Consider the following 13,757-nt stretch of genomic DNA (forward strand, 5'->3'; position numbering starts at 1 on the left):
GACGGCCGGGGCGGCGATGACGCTGCCCCGGCCGTGGTGGAGGTGCGGATCAGGCCTGTGACACCGGTGCGGGATGGCGCGCGACGATCCGCATGCGGAGGTCGCGGGGCCGGAGCACCCCGGAGAGGGCCGGCCGGACGTCCCGGCCGGACAGGGGCCGCAGCCGCCAGCGGGCGGCGATGGCCGCCAGCGCGATGCTCGCCTCGGCGAGCCCGAACCGGTCCCCGGCACACTTGCGGGCACCGCCGCCGAACGCGATGAAGGCGCCGTGCGGCGGCTGGGGGTCGTGGCAGGCCAGCCAGCGGTCCGGCTGGAACATCTCCGGGTCGGGGTAGAGGTCCTGGCGGTGGTGCAGCAGGTACTGGCTGTAGACGACCGTGGTCCCCGCGGGGATGGCGTGGCCGCCGAGGTCGGTGTCGGTGGTCGTGGTCCTGGTGAACAGCCAGGCCGGCGACCGCAGGCGCAGTGACTCGGTGACGACGCGCCCGGTCAGCGCCAGCCGGTGCACGTGGTCGTAGCGGGGCGCCTCGCCGGCCAGTTCCTCGTCGACCTCCGTGTGCAGTCGCTCCTCGACGTCCGGATGGCGGGCCAGGTCGTACAGCACCCAGGCGAGGGTGGTGGCCACGGTGTCCGTGCCGGCGACGAAGAAGGTGATGGCCTGGTCCATGAGCTCGGTGTCGGTGAGGCCGGCGTCCCCGTCGCGGGCGTCCAGCAGCAGCGACATCAGGTCGTCCGAGCCGCCGCCGCAGTCGCGCCGGGCCGCGATGATGCCGCCGACGGTCGCGCGCAGCCGGGCGATGGCCCGGTGATGGCGGCGGTTGGCCGGCGTGGGCAGCCGGTCCAGCGGCGGCGGGAGGAGCATCCGCCGCGCGCCGCCGTTCACCACGGTCTCGACGTCGTCGACCGCCTGGCGCAACACGGCGGGCGGCAGCCCGTCGGAGAACATGGTGGCCACCAACGTGCTCGACGTGAACCGCATCAGCTCGGCGACCACGTCGAGCACCTGGCCCTCCTGCCACGACTCGACCATCGCGACGGCCTGCCGGGCCATCGTCTCGCCGTAGGCGGGCAGCCGGCTGGAGTGGAAGGCGGGTTGGACCAGGCGGCGTTGCCGGCGGTGTTTCGCGTGCACGCACGTGCCCACGCCGTCGCCGAGCGACTCCCGGGCCCGGTCGATCAGGAAGCCGCCCTTGTCGAAGGTGCGGTCGTCCCGGAGGACCTGCTCGGTCAGCTCCGGGGTGCACACCACGACCGCGTCGGTCGGCCCCACCCGCAGCCGCACCACGTCCCCGTGCCGTGGCAGGGAGGACAGCAGCGCGAGCGGGTCACGCGCCAGCCGGGGGAGATGACCCAGCAGCGGCAACGCACCCGGTGCCCTGGGAATGGTGGAAAGGGCTTTCACTGTCGTCCTCCTGTCTCGGCGAGGTGCTGCCGGCGACGTCCTCGGCTGCCCACAGCGCGTCCTGCTCCGCGACGATGTGCGCGAGGATGTCGTCGACGATCGGGGTGTCGATGTCTTCCAACATGTCTGGCTTCTTGCGTGGCGGCGGGAGCGGTGGCCGGGTCAGATCAGGCCGAGGCGGATCGCGTGCGCGACCGCGTGCGTCCTGTTGTTCAACCCGAACCGGGCGAGCAGGCCGTGCAGGGTGTTCTTCACCGTGCGTTCTGAGTAGGCGAGCTTCGACGCGATCTGCGCGGTGTCGAACCCGTCGGCGAGCATGCGCAGGACGTCTGCCTCACGCCTCGACAGGCCGCTGAGGGTCAGGTCGCGCGGCGCGAGGGTTTCCATGTGCAGCAGGGAAAGCCCGCGCAGGAGCCGGCCCAGCTGTTCGGGCGGCACGTCGCCGCGGCCGCGGCGGGCGTCGGCGATGGCCCGCAGCAGCCGCGCGGTGGTCACCTCGGCACGCGGCACGAGCACCGCGAGTCCACGCTCCACGGCGGTCCACAGCTCGACCTCACGGGGCTTGTCCGCGATGAGGACCAGCCGCCGCGTGGCGGTGACCGGCACGTCCCGCAGCGCCGGCTCGGCCACGGCGACCACGACCTCCGCGTCGACGAGCTCGTCGACGAGCTCGATGCCCGGCTTGCTGTCGAGCTCGCTACGCAGTCCGGCGCGGAGCAGGGGGTCGGAGGCCTGCACCCACACGCGCCCGGCGCGGTTCGGCCACGGGTCGGTCGAGCGGCTGTCCTGCCAGGCGACGACTGTCATGTTTCAAGGAAACCGGCACCGCGCGCCCGGTAGGAGGCGGAACCGTGGAGAGTTTCGGTGCCGCCCGACTTCTGCCGGTTGGTTTCCGCCGGTTGGCGGGAGAGTCCTCCGAGGAGGAACTAACAGAGCTGTGAGCCGCAGACCGCGTTGATGTGCGCGGTCGCGGACAGTGTCAGCGACGTACCGCCCTGGGTGAGTACCACCTGCACGGTGACGGTCTGGTCGAACCGGCTGGTCATGTTGATGGAGCAGTCGAACCAGCCGCAGCTGGTCGGGGTGTAGGGGCTCGGCACTATCCAGTTGACGCTGTCGTAGCCGCCGGCCGTGTCGAACACGTGGAAGCCGGCGCTGTACGTCCCGGTGATCAGCGTCCGGTTTGTGCAGGTCTGGGTGAACGGCGGGTTCCCGACGACCGGCACGACCCGGCAGAGCAACGTCTCACCACCCAGTGCTGACGCCGATCCGGACGACACCAGGCTCAAGCCGACGGCGGCGACGACGGCGGCGAACAACGACAGCATCCTGCGCACGCGACACGCCCCTTTCCGTTGTCCCCCAAGGACAGGGTAGGGAGGCGCGGTCACTCCCGCTAGGGCTGAACGGACGCCGCGGAGCCCGCCGACCGGTCCTGAGGGGCGCCTTGTGGCACAACGGGTTTCGCGTCGACGGTCCTATGTGGACAGCTGTCGTACGGTGGTTTCTAGGTGGGCTGCCAGGTGGGGCGTTCGTTGAGCGTCGTCACGTCGGCGTTGGTGGTGGTGCGGAGGGATTCGCCGATCTGCGCCAGCTCTGCCGCCGACAGCACGTCCTCGATGCGGGTGAAGCCGTTCGGGGCGCGTTCGGCCACGGTGTGCAGGACGTGGTCGGGGCCAAGACCACGGCTGGCCAACAGGATCGCGGTCGTCGGGTCGCGCCGCTCGTTCTCGTAGCCGAGCAGCGCGGTCGGCACGTCGGGCTCGGTGGCCAGGTGGTAGGCGAGCACGCGTGCGTCGACCACCGCCAGGGAACCGCCGTTGGACGCGACGGGGTACATCGGGTGTGCCGCGTCGCCGGCCAGGGTGATCCGGCTGGTTCCCCACCGGGGCAGGGGATCGCGGTCCACCATCGGATACTCGAGGATGGGTTCGCTGCGGCGGATCAGCTCCGGTACGTCCAGCCATTCCACCTGCCAGTCCGCGTAGTGCGGGAGGACGTCCTCGAGCCGGCCTCGCGTGGTCCAGTCCCGCACGGGGGCCGCCTCGGGCAGGCGGGCCTCGGCCACCCAGTTGATCGTCGTGGTCCCGTCGCGGGGTGGTGTGATCGGGTACACGACGAACCTGGCCGTCGCGATGCTGCCGCCCACGACCTGGGTGCGGCCGTCGAGGAACGGCACACCTTCGGCGGTGCCGCGCCACATCCGGATACCGCTGCCGACCGGTGGGCCCTCGCTCGGGTGCAGGTGGGCACGGACCGCCGAGTACAGCCCGTCCGCGCCCACGAGCACGTCGGCGTCGGTCGTGACCGTGGTGCCCTCCCGGGTGCGCAGGCGGACCGAGACACCGCCGGAGGTCTCGGCGCAGTCGTCGAAGGCGAGGCCGGTCCGGACCGCGTCGGGCCCCAGTCGTTCCTGGACGGCATGCAGGAGCAGCATCTGCAGGGCGCCGCGGTGGACGGCGTACTGCGGCCAGCGGTAGCCGGCGCCGACCCCGCGTGGCTCACCCCAGATCCGCGTGCCGAACCGGTCGCAGAACACGACCTCGCCGATGGGCACGCCGATCTCGGCCAGCTCGCGCTCGAGGCCGAGCTCGGTCAACTCGCGCACGGCGTGGGGTTGCAGGTTGATGCCCACCCCGACCGTGGTCAGCTCGCGTGCCTTGTCCACCACCCGGCAGCCAACTCCCGCGGCGTGCAGGCTGAGCGCGGTGGTCAGCCCCGCGATCCCACCGCCGACGACCAACACCTCAGTCACGACGGCGAGTCTGCCACGGGTGGCCACGGGCGTAGGTGTGGCAATCCCCACCCCGGCGTGGGCGGGCCGTGGCGACGAACCCCTTGGGGGAACGGCGAACGGCTCGGGTCCGCTCAGATCGACCTGAGGACCCGGACGCGGTCGGCGATGGCGCGGCGGGCGACGTCGGAGTCGAAGGCGATGGAGTCGAACTCGTGCGGGGCTCCGGGGTGCAGGTGGAACTCGACCTGCACCCCGGCCTGGCTGAGTTTCGTCGCGTAGGCGGTGTCCTCGTCGCGGAACACGTCGAGCTGGCCGACCTCGATGTAGGCGGGCGGCAGGCCGGTCGCGTCGGTGAGCCGGGCCGGCGCCGCGGTGGCCGGGACGTCGGGTCCGCCCGCGACCTCGCCGAGCAGCGCGGGCCACGCGGTGCGGTTGTCGTCGTAGGACCACAGCACGTAGGGCTCGAGGTGCGGGTCGGGTGTGGTGGTGCGGTCGTCGAGCATCGGCATGATCAGGATCTGCCGGGCGATCTTCGGGCCGCCCCGGTCGCGGGCGAGGATGGTCAACGCCGCCGCCATGCCGCCCCCGGCGCTGTCGCCCATCACACCGATCCGGTCGCGGTCGACGCCGAGCTCGGGCGCTCGCTCGTGCAGCCAGCACAGCGCGGCGTAGGCGTCCTCCAGTGGTGTCGGGAAGGGGTGTTCTGGCGCGCGGCGGTACTCGACCGACAGCATCGGCACCCCGCTGGCCGACACGTAGCGGGAGACCGGCCCGTCGAACAGGTCGATGTGGCCGAAGATGTACCCGCCGCCGTGGTGGAAGAGCACGGCGGGCCCCGGCGTCGCGCCGTCCTTCGCGTACCAGCGCACCGTGATCCGCGCGCCGTCGTCGGTCGTCATGTCGTACTCGCGCGTCGTCACGTCGGCCGGGATCGGCTGGGCCGTTCCCGCGGCGCCGATGATCGGCTCCCACATGGCGCGCCGCGCCGCGACGTCGCCCACCGCGGGCGGGTCGGCCTCCGCCATCGCGCCAGCCATCGGGGCCAGCGCCGCGGCGATCTCGGGATCCAGGGTCAACGACATGGCTCTCCTTCGGAGTTGTCGAGGTGGTGGACGAAGTCGTCAGGCGCTGGGCGGCAGGACGACGACCTTGCCGGGCAGCGTTCCCTCGGCGGCTCGGGTGTGGACCGCGGGCAGCTCCGCCAGCGGCACCCGCTGGGCGACGTCGACTCGCAGTTCGCCGCTGTCCACCAGTGCCACCAGGCGCGACAGCTGTGCCGCGTCGCTGCGGACGAAGAGGTCGACGCCGCGTACGCCGCGCTCCTCGTCGGCGGGCGCGGGCATCCACACCGTCGTGTTCACGACGACACCGCCGGGACGGACCAGGGTCGCGAACGACGCCAGCCGCGCCGGGTCGACCGGCGCGAGGTTGAGCACGACGTCGACCGGCTCGGTCACCGCGGCGGTCACCTCGGTGGTGGTGTGGTCGATGACCTCGTCGGCGCCGTGGGCCCTGACGCGCTCGCCACTGCCCGGGCCGGCCGTGGCGATCACCACAGCGCCGGCCGATTTGGCCAGCTGCACGGCGTACCCGCCGACGGCCCCACCCGCGCCACTGATCAGCACACGTTGCCCGGCCGTCAGCTTGCCGTGGTCGAAGAGCGCCTGCCACGCGGTGAGGCCCACCAGCGGCAGCGCGGCGGCATCCGCGAGCGGGATGCTCCGGGGCGCCGGCGCCAGGAGCTCGGCCGGCGTCACGATGTACTCCGCGGCCGCGCCGTCGTCCACCATCGGCAGGAAGCCGACGACCGCGTCGCCGACCCGCGGGCCGTCCACGCCCTCGCCCAGGGCGTCGACCGTGCCGGCGACGTCGCGGCCGGGCGTGTGCGGCAGTGCCACCGGCATCGGGCCGCGCATGTTGCCCGCGCGCACGCTGGCGTCGATGGGGTTGAACGACGTCGCGGCGACGTGCACCCTGACCTGCCCGGGGCCGGGGACGGGCTGTGCCACGTCCTCGTAGCCGAGGACGTCGGGGTCGCCGTAGTCGTGGAAACGCACTGCCTTCATCAGGGAGCTACTCCTTCGTTCGAGTTGACGGTGACGCGAGTCCGCATCACCTGTTGTCGATCCGTTCCGGATCGGCCGCGACGGTGCGGAGAACCCATGCCGCGGCGAGCTCGGCGGCGGCCCGGTCGATGCGCCCACGCAGCCGCGCCACGCCGTCCGCCGGTCCCTCCCGCCGCCCGGCGCCGGTGACGACGACCGTGGGCACGGGCTCCGCGTGCAGGCGGGCGAGGTGACCGCGCAGCACCCGCCCGACGTCGGGGGACCGCCACGGCGATCGGCAGGTGGCCGCCAGCAGGACGGGTATTCCGGACATGCCCCCGTCCTCGAAGGCGCCGAAGAACGACCCGAAGACGTCGCTGGGGGATGCGACGACCACCGGTGTCGCCACCACGAGCCCGTCGGCCTCGGCGGCTGCCGCGATCGCCTCGCGCAGGTCAGGGCTGGGGTGGCCCCGCGCGGAATGGTGCGCGAGATCGGTCGCCAGCCTGCGCAGCTCGACCACCTCCAGCTCGACCCGCTCGCCGCGGGCCGCGAGCGACCGGCAGACGGACGCCGCGATCTGGTCCGCGAGCCGGCGTGTCGGGCACGGTTCGCCCATGCCGGCACTGATGACGACCAGGGAGCCGAACGTGGTGGTCGTCACCGACCCTCCTTCGATCGGACCGCCGCGGGGTCGCCCCGTGCGGAATACTCACCGGACGGTCCTCGAGGTCCGTGGGCGGCGGCGCCGTCCTCCTGACTCCGACCCTGCGCCGCGCCGGTGTCCGGTCGCCACGTCCTCCGGTGCTCACCGGTGTCCGGTCCTGCCCGGGCCGAGGTGCCGGAATGGCTGGTCGGCGCCCAACGCGGGAAGATGGCGCCAAGGGAGGAACGCGGAGTGGGTGCGACGGGACTGGCGGGCAGGCTGGCCGCGGCACGGGCCGGTGCGCTGGTGGGCCGTGAGCCGGAGCGGGCGGTGCTCGACCGGATGCTCTCGGGAGCGGCGGACGCCCCGCTGCTGGCCTACGTCCACGGTCCCGGCGGCATCGGCAAGTCCTCGCTGTTGCGCTACGCCGCCGGGCGGGCGGAGACCGCCGGACGCCGTGTGGTGCACCTCGACGCGCGGTTCCTCGACGCGGATCCGCGCCGCGTCGAGGAGGCGGCCGCGCTGGCGTGCACCGAGCCCGGCGCGGTGCTCCTCATCGACTCCTTCGAGCACTGCCAGCCGCTCGAACCGTGGCTGCGCGACACCTTCCTGCTCCGGCTCGCCGAGGGCGCGCTCGTCGTGCTGGCGAGCCGGGTCGCGCCCGACCCCGAGTGGTCGCTGGACCCCGGCTGGGCGGAGCTCTTCGCCGAACTGGTCGTGCGACCGCTCGACGACGCCCAGTCCGGCGCCCTGCTGGCGGCACGCGGTGTCGCCGCCGAGCAGCGCGCCGCCATCGTCGCGTTCGCCGGGGGCAGCCCGCTCGTACTCTCGCTCGCCGCGTCCGTGCCCGTTCCGGCGCCGGCCGCGAGTCCACTGTGGAAGCCCGCCGGCGACGTACTGACCACCCTGGTGGCGCGGCTGGTGGGCGAGCTGCCGAGCGCCGCGCACCGGCGCGCGCTGGAGGTCGTCGCGCAGGCGTACGTCACCCGCGAGTCGCTGCTGCGCGCGGTGCTGGGGGACGAGGACACCGCGACGGTGTTCCCCTGGCTGCGCCAGCTGCCCTACATCGAGGCCGTCCCGGAGGGGCTGCACCCCCACGACGCGGTGCGGGCCACGCTCGCGGCCGATCTGCGCTGGCGGGACCCCGAGCGCTACGAGGACGTGCGCGTGGGGGTCTCGGTCGCGTGCCTGCAGGCGGTGCGCGGCGCCTCGGCGGACGACGCGTTGCTGCGCGTCGCGGAGTGGATGTTCCTCTTCCGCGACCAGGACAGCCGCGACGACCTGTACGACTGGCGAGCGCACCCGCACGTCGAGGACACCGCGTTGCGGCCCGGTGACGTGCCGGACGTCCTGCGCATGGCGGCGGAGGCGGAGGGCCCGACGTCCGCGAAGGCGGTCGCGCACTGGGTGCGCCGCGAACCGCGGGCGTTCCGCGTCTACCGCTACTCGGGTTCCGCCACGCCCGTCGCGTTCATGGCCATCCTGCGGCTGTCGGCGCCACTGCCCGAGGACCGGGCCGAGGACCCGGTGATCGCGGCGCTGTGGGACTTCGTCGAGGCGGTCGCCCCGCTGGGGCAGGGTGAGCACCTGGGCATCCGCCGCTTCGCCGTGCAGCCCGGCTGGCACCAGCGGCCCTCACCGCTCATGGACCTCATCAGCAGGCGCACCATCGCGGCCGAGATGAGGACCCGGGGCCGCGCGGTGACCTTCACCGTCTTCGAGGACGCCGAGCGGTGGCGGCGCTACCTCGCCGAGGCCGGGATGCTGGAGGTCGTGGCGGTCGACGTCGACGGGCGGCAGCAGCACGTCTTCGGCCGGGACTGGCGGCGGCAGCCGGTGGAGAAGTGGGTCGAGCACAGGGCTCGCGCGCTGGCCGAGCCCGTGGCGGGGTGGCCGGGACTCCCGTCCGCCGGCGGCCCGGCCGAGGAGCGCGGCGACGGCCTGACGCGGGCGGCGTTCGAGGAGGGCGTGCTGGAGGCACTGCGCACCTGGCGCACCCCTCGCGAGTTCGCGACCAGTGTCCTGCTGCACTCGCGCCTCGTACCACCGGACTCGGCCGACCCCGTGGCGGCACTGCGTGGCGCGTTCACCGCCGCCCTCGACGCGCTGCAGGTCGATCCCGCTGGCGTGAAGGCGTACGACGTGCTGACCGCCACGTACATCTCGGCCTCCCGCACCCACAAGGCGACCGCCCGCCGGCTGGGGGTGCCCTACGGCACGTACCGCCGCCACCTCGCACTGGCCAAGGAGCGGCTCATCGAACAACTTCTGCGCCACCTGGCCGCGCCGCGCACGTCACCGGAGCGGTGAGCTCGCGAACGACGTCGCGGACCGCTTTCCGGGAACCGGCCGGACATCCGGCGGACGAAGCACAGTTACCCGCGTCGAGGCCGTGAGTGCTCCGGCCACGTACCGCCAATCGGGAAAGGGTGACGCTCGACCATGAAACGAACATCGACCATCAGGTGGCGGCGGTTCCTACTGATCATGGGGGCGCTGGTGATCGGCCTGACGCAGGCCGTCGCGGCGCCCACCGGCGCGACCGCCGATCCCGTCAGGAGCCCGTTCTGTTACGAGGTCACACAGAACGGTCTCATCGTCCGCGTCCTGTGCCCCCCACTGTTGGTACGCAGGATGTTCTGGCCGGGTCAGGACTGCCCGCCGTGCGGCCCGGCGATCCTCTGGCGCGAGGATCCTCTGGTACTGCCTGAAAGCGTCGAGAACTCCATCAACCAGGGGATCGTGTCCGGACTGTCCGTGCTCGGTCAGGCGGCGGCCGCGACCAGCCAGCCGTCCCGCGACGCCTTCCGCGCCGAGGCGATGCGCATGTTCACCAACGTGGCGAGGAGCAGCCTCGGCACCCGGCTGAGCGTGCAGCAGGTCGGCCTGGCCGACCCAGTGCACAACACGTTCGATCCCACCCCGCGAGCGTGGAACTCCTGGGTCGGGGCGGCGGGCCGGAACGTCGCCGACGGGATCGCGATGTTGCAGCTGTACCTGCAGAACCCGGCCGGCGCCCCTGCGCCGGGCGTGTTGCTGGCGATGGCGGCCGCCCGGTTCGACGACGCCTACACGGGGCTCTCCGAGCAGGTGGTGATCGCGGGCTGAGCGCGGCCCGGGTAGCCGGCCTGGCGTGGGCGGCCAGGCCGGCTTCCGCCGTGTGCGGAACCCTCCCCGCGGCGCGGCCGTGGCGTTAGGCTTGGCCGGTGACCGGTGCGGGGCGGCAGGCGCTGGACCGGTTCGTCGCCGAGCTCAACCGGATACGGCAGCTGGCCGGTGCGCCGTCGCTGAACCGGCTCGTGGAACTGTCCGCGGCCGTCGCCGAGCGACCGCTGGCGCGCTCGACCATCAGCGACAAGCTCAACGCCAAGTCGATGCCGGAGTGGGAGTTCGTCGTCGGCTATGTGGCGGCGTGCTCGGCGCACGCCGAGGAGACCGGTTCGCCGCTGCCGGCCGAGGTTGTCGACCTTCTGCGGTGGGACGACCTGCACTGGCAGCTGCTCCGGGACGTCGACGCCGGTCGCAGCGAGGATCGGCTCACGGTCGCGGTCCGCGCCGAGATCCACCGCAGGGCCAAGCACGGTCGGCAGCCGGACCCGCCCGCCGCCACCGAGGACGGGCCGCCGGTGCCGAAGCAGCTGCCGGCGGCCGTCCGGCACTTCGCCGGCCGGGCCGACGAGCTGATCCGCCTCACCACCGCACTGTCCGGGGACGGACCACCGGACGGCGCCATGCCGATCGTGACCATCGGCGGCGCGGCAGGAGTCGGCAAGACGGCGCTCGCTCTGCACTGGGCGCACCAGGTCCGCGACAGCTTTCCCGACGGGCAGCTCTACCTGAACCTGCGTGGCTTCGACCCCACCGAGCCGGCGATGAGCCCGGCCGAGGCGGTGCGGGGCCTGCTCGACGGGCTGGGCGCGCCGCCCCAGCGCATCCCGGCGGAGCTGCACGCGCAGGTCGGTCTCTACCGGAGCCTGTTGGCGGGCCGGCGGATGCTGGTCGTGCTGGACAACGCGCGTGACGCCGAGCAGGTCCGGCCGTTGCTGCCCGGCTCGTCCGACTGCCGGGTCCTGGTGACCAGCCGCAACCAGCTCGCGAGCCTGGTCGCCGCGGAGGGCGCGCACCCGATCACCCTGAACGTGCTGTCCATGGCCGAGGCCCGGCAGCTGCTGGCCGGCCGCGTCGGGCACGACCGGGTGCACGCCGAACCCGAGGCCACCGACGAGATCATCGCCCGCTGCGTGCGGCTTCCGCTGGCGATGGTGATCGTCGCGGCCAGGGCGGCCACGCACCCGGAGTTCGCGCTGGCCGCGCTCGCCCGCGAGCTGAGCGCGGCGCACGGCTGGTTGGACGCGTTCGCGGGCGGCGACGCGGTCACCGACGTCCGGGCCGTGTTCTCGTGGTCCTACAGGATGCTCAGCGACGCGGCGGCGCGGCTGTTCCGGCTGCTGGGCGTGCATCCCGGCCCGGATGCCGACCTGGTCGCCGCCGGGTCGCTGGCCGGCATCCCGGTCGCCGCGGCACACCGGCTGCTCACCGAGCTCACCCGGGCACACCTGGTCGGCGAGCACGTGCCCGGCCGCTACCTGCTGCACGACCTGCTGCGTGCCTACGCCGCGGAGCAGGCCCAGCTCCAGGAGACCGGCGAGGATCGCCGCGCGGCGCTGCGCCGGATGCTGGACGGCTACCTGCACACCGGTGTCGCGGCCGCCAGGTTCCTCGACCCGCCGCTGGAGCCGATGACGCCGCGGCCGGCGGTGCCGGGTGCGCTCACGCACCAGATCTCCGGTCACCAGGAGGCACTGGACTGGTTCACCGCGGAGCGTGCCGTGCTGCTGGCCGCGGTCGACAGGGCCGCCGCCGAGGGGTTCGACACGCATGCCTGGCAGCTGCCGCTGACCCTGGCCACCTTTCTCTACCGCCAGGGACACTGGCTCGACTACGCCGGCACCCAGCGAACCGCCGTCGCGGCGGCGGTCGCGCTCGGCGACGTCGCCGCGCAGGCCGTCGCCCACCGCCAGCTCGGCCGCGCCTGCACGTTGCTGCGGGAGTTCGTCGAGGCGCGCGCCAACCATCAGCGGGCGCTGGCCCACTGGCGTGCCCTCGGCGACGACGCCGGTCAGGCACGCACCCACCTGGCGTTGGCCTGGGTGTGCGAGCGGCAGGAGGACTACGCCGAGGGTGTCGTCCAGGCACGGGAGTCGCTGCGGCTCATTCGCGCCACCGGCGACCTCGCCTGGCAGGCCCGCGCGCTCAATGCGCTGGGCTGGTGCCAGACCAAGCTCGGCGACCACGAGCAGGCACTGGCGCACTGCGGCGAGGCGCTGGAGCTGTTCGGGTCACTCGGGGATCGCGACGGCGTCGCCGGCTCGCTCGACAGCCTCGGCCACATCCAGCACCACCTCGGCCGGCACGACGAGGCGGTCGCCAGGTACCGGCAGGCCGTCGAGCTGTACCGCGACCTCGGCGACCGCTACTACGAAGCCGACACGCTGCACCATCTCGGCGACACCCACGACGCCGCGGGCGACCCCGATGCCGCCGGGACGGCATGGGGCCGCGCCCTGCTGATCCTGCGCGACCTCGGGCACCCCGACGCCGCGCAGGTCCAGCACAAGCTGGAACGCCGAAGATCCGGTGCCCTGCCACCGGATCTTCTGCGCGGGTGACCAGGTCACCCGGTCATGAGGTGCAGATCGAAGAGCGTCGTCCGGTAGTACGCCAGGGACTCCTGCAACGGCGAGTACGTGACCCGCTGGTAGCAGGGGGTTGTCTGGGCGACTGTCCCCTGTGGACACCGGATGTCGATGTCTCCCCCGGAGATCGTGCCCACCCCGTACACGGACGAGGGCTGGAACGCGTTGGTCGTGACCGGACCACCGCTGTCGCCGCCCGCGACCGCCACCGACCCGTCGTGGCTCGCCGCGATCACCATGGGGGCCACGGGGTAGGGCGCACCGGTCGGGGGTGTCAGGGTGATCAACGCGTTCGTGGCCTCGATCCTGAGGTTGCAGTGCGAACCACTCACCGCACCGGACGTGCACACGTACTCGCCGACGTGGTTGCCGGCGGTCCCACCGACGGGCTTGAGCGTGTTCGAGCTCCACGCGCCCACGAAGATGCTCGCCGCGGCAGGGGCCTTGACGAGCATGATGTCCCGGCTGTCGGTGTCCTTCTCGACGGTGCCCATCGGCGCGCCGACGCTGTTGGTGACGGCGAGCCCGTCGCTGCCGCAGTGCCCGGCGGTGAGCAGGTACTGCGGGTCGGACCCACCCGGCACCCCGCTGGCCTCGACCGGCCAGCCCGTCGTGCACCGGCTGCGGCCCCCGCCGCTCGGGAAGGTGAACGTCGCCCCGCCGCTGAACGGACACCAGTCGACCTGCCGGTCGACCGGCATCAACGCGCACTGCGACGGCACGGCCAGCTCGGCCGACCGCATGTACTCACGCCGTTCGAGGTCGACGTCCACGCCCGCGTCCCGGATGGCCGGCACGGACTCGGCGGACGCCACGCTCCCGGCATAGCCGAGCCACAGCCCGCTGCCGTCCACCTTAGGTCCCACGCCGGTCACACCGGGCTCCCTGGCGAGTCGTTGCGCGACGGCCAGCAGTTCGCGCTCCGAATGTGCCGCCGGCAGCACCCGCACGACCACCTCGCGCCGCACCTGCTCGACGGCCCGCTGGACCTCGGCCGGCAGTGTGCCGTGCCAGTACAGCGCCAGCTCGCCCTTCTCCGGTGCGAGGGAGATGCCCGCGTAGCCGTCCCCGCCCGCGCCCTCGATCAGGTCCGCGGCGGCGACCAGCCTGGTCTGGTCGGCGAGCACGTCGCCGCCGCCGGGCGCCGCGGCCACCGCCGCCGGACCACCGGCGATGCCCGAGGCCAGCAACGTCGCCACCACGGCGACGCACCATCCGGCTCGTGCCACGA

General features: G+C 73.2%; 12 protein-coding genes. 3 read left to right on the top strand and 9 right to left on the bottom strand.

What is annotated here, in order from left to right; genetic code table 11:
• Nucleotides 1-49: 49 nt before the first annotated feature.
• From VET29_RS01890 to VET29_RS01925, 8 genes are all read right to left on the bottom strand, one after another.
• A complete protein-coding gene (locus tag VET29_RS01890) occupies nt 50-1,402 on the bottom strand; it encodes a cytochrome P450 (RefSeq protein ID WP_324913692.1) in 1,353 nt (450 codons plus the stop codon).
• Nucleotides 1,326-1,526, bottom strand: a complete 201-nt coding sequence (locus VET29_RS01895) for a hypothetical protein (RefSeq protein WP_324913694.1) — start codon at nt 1,524-1,526, stop codon at nt 1,326-1,328. Before VET29_RS01895 ends, VET29_RS01890 begins: the two co-directional genes overlap by 77 nt.
• Before the next feature lie 38 nt (nt 1,527-1,564).
• Complete coding sequence (locus VET29_RS01900; RefSeq protein WP_324913696.1) at nt 1,565-2,209, bottom strand: helix-turn-helix transcriptional regulator; 645 nt, start codon at nt 2,207-2,209, stop codon at nt 1,565-1,567.
• A gap of 119 nt (nt 2,210-2,328) precedes the next feature.
• Entirely contained in the window at nt 2,329-2,739 is a 411-nt protein-coding gene (locus VET29_RS01905) for a hypothetical protein (protein ID WP_324913698.1), read from the bottom strand.
• A gap of 170 nt (nt 2,740-2,909) precedes the next feature.
• The gene (locus VET29_RS01910; RefSeq protein ID WP_324913700.1) at nt 2,910-4,157 is read right to left on the bottom strand and encodes a flavin-dependent oxidoreductase; all 1,248 of its coding nucleotides are present in this window, start codon (nt 4,155-4,157) and stop codon (nt 2,910-2,912) included.
• A 113-nt stretch (nt 4,158-4,270) separates the two neighbouring features.
• Nucleotides 4,271-5,221, bottom strand: a complete 951-nt coding sequence (locus VET29_RS01915; protein ID WP_324913701.1) for an alpha/beta hydrolase — start codon at nt 5,219-5,221, stop codon at nt 4,271-4,273.
• A gap of 39 nt (nt 5,222-5,260) precedes the next feature.
• The gene (locus VET29_RS01920) at nt 5,261-6,205 is read right to left on the bottom strand and encodes an NADP-dependent oxidoreductase (RefSeq protein WP_324913703.1); all 945 of its coding nucleotides are present in this window, start codon (nt 6,203-6,205) and stop codon (nt 5,261-5,263) included.
• Nucleotides 6,206-6,251: 46 nt separating this feature from the next.
• Nucleotides 6,252-6,848 (bottom strand): NAD(P)H-dependent oxidoreductase, encoded by a 597-nt coding sequence (locus tag VET29_RS01925; RefSeq protein WP_324913705.1) that lies wholly within the window; start codon nt 6,846-6,848, stop codon nt 6,252-6,254.
• Nucleotides 6,849-6,998: 150 nt separating this feature from the next.
• Here VET29_RS01925 and VET29_RS01930 point away from each other — a divergent pair, with 150 nt between their 5' ends.
• The 3 genes from VET29_RS01930 to VET29_RS01940 all read left to right on the top strand — a co-directional run bounded on the left by VET29_RS01930 (nt 6,999) and on the right by VET29_RS01940 (nt 12,499).
• Nucleotides 6,999-9,140, top strand: coding sequence for an ATP-binding protein (locus VET29_RS01930; protein WP_324913707.1), 2,142 nt, complete (start codon nt 6,999-7,001; stop codon nt 9,138-9,140).
• Nucleotides 9,141-9,272: 132 nt separating this feature from the next.
• Nucleotides 9,273-9,938 carry a hypothetical protein gene (locus VET29_RS01935; RefSeq protein ID WP_324913709.1) on the top strand — a complete coding sequence of 222 codons (666 nt, stop codon included), beginning with the start codon at nt 9,273-9,275 and terminating at the stop codon, nt 9,936-9,938.
• A 98-nt stretch (nt 9,939-10,036) separates the two neighbouring features.
• Nucleotides 10,037-12,499 (top strand): ATP-binding protein, encoded by a 2,463-nt coding sequence (locus VET29_RS01940; protein WP_324913711.1) that lies wholly within the window; start codon nt 10,037-10,039, stop codon nt 12,497-12,499.
• Nucleotides 12,500-12,504: 5 nt separating this feature from the next.
• Here the strand turns inward: VET29_RS01940 and VET29_RS01945 are convergent, their stop codons facing one another.
• Nucleotides 12,505-13,755, bottom strand: coding sequence for a hypothetical protein (locus tag VET29_RS01945; protein WP_324913713.1), 1,251 nt, complete (start codon nt 13,753-13,755; stop codon nt 12,505-12,507).
• Between the last annotated feature and the right edge of the window lie 2 nt (nt 13,756-13,757).

This window comes from Actinophytocola sp. (genome assembly GCF_035634895.1).
GTDB lineage: Bacteria > Actinomycetota > Actinomycetes > Mycobacteriales > Pseudonocardiaceae > Actinophytocola.

Coding starts and splice junctions, on each gene's coding strand:
- VET29_RS01895 (WP_324913694.1), bottom strand. CDS start 1,526: ATGTTGGAAGACATCGACACCCCGATCGTCGACGACATCCTCGCGCAC.
- VET29_RS01900 (WP_324913696.1), bottom strand. CDS start 2,209: ATGACAGTCGTCGCCTGGCAGGACAGCCGCTCGACCGACCCGTGGCCG.
- VET29_RS01915 (WP_324913701.1), bottom strand. CDS start 5,221: ATGTCGTTGACCCTGGATCCCGAGATCGCCGCGGCGCTGGCCCCGATG.
- VET29_RS01920 (WP_324913703.1), bottom strand. CDS start 6,205: ATGAAGGCAGTGCGTTTCCACGACTACGGCGACCCCGACGTCCTCGGC.
- VET29_RS01935 (WP_324913709.1), top strand. CDS start 9,273: ATGAAACGAACATCGACCATCAGGTGGCGGCGGTTCCTACTGATCATG.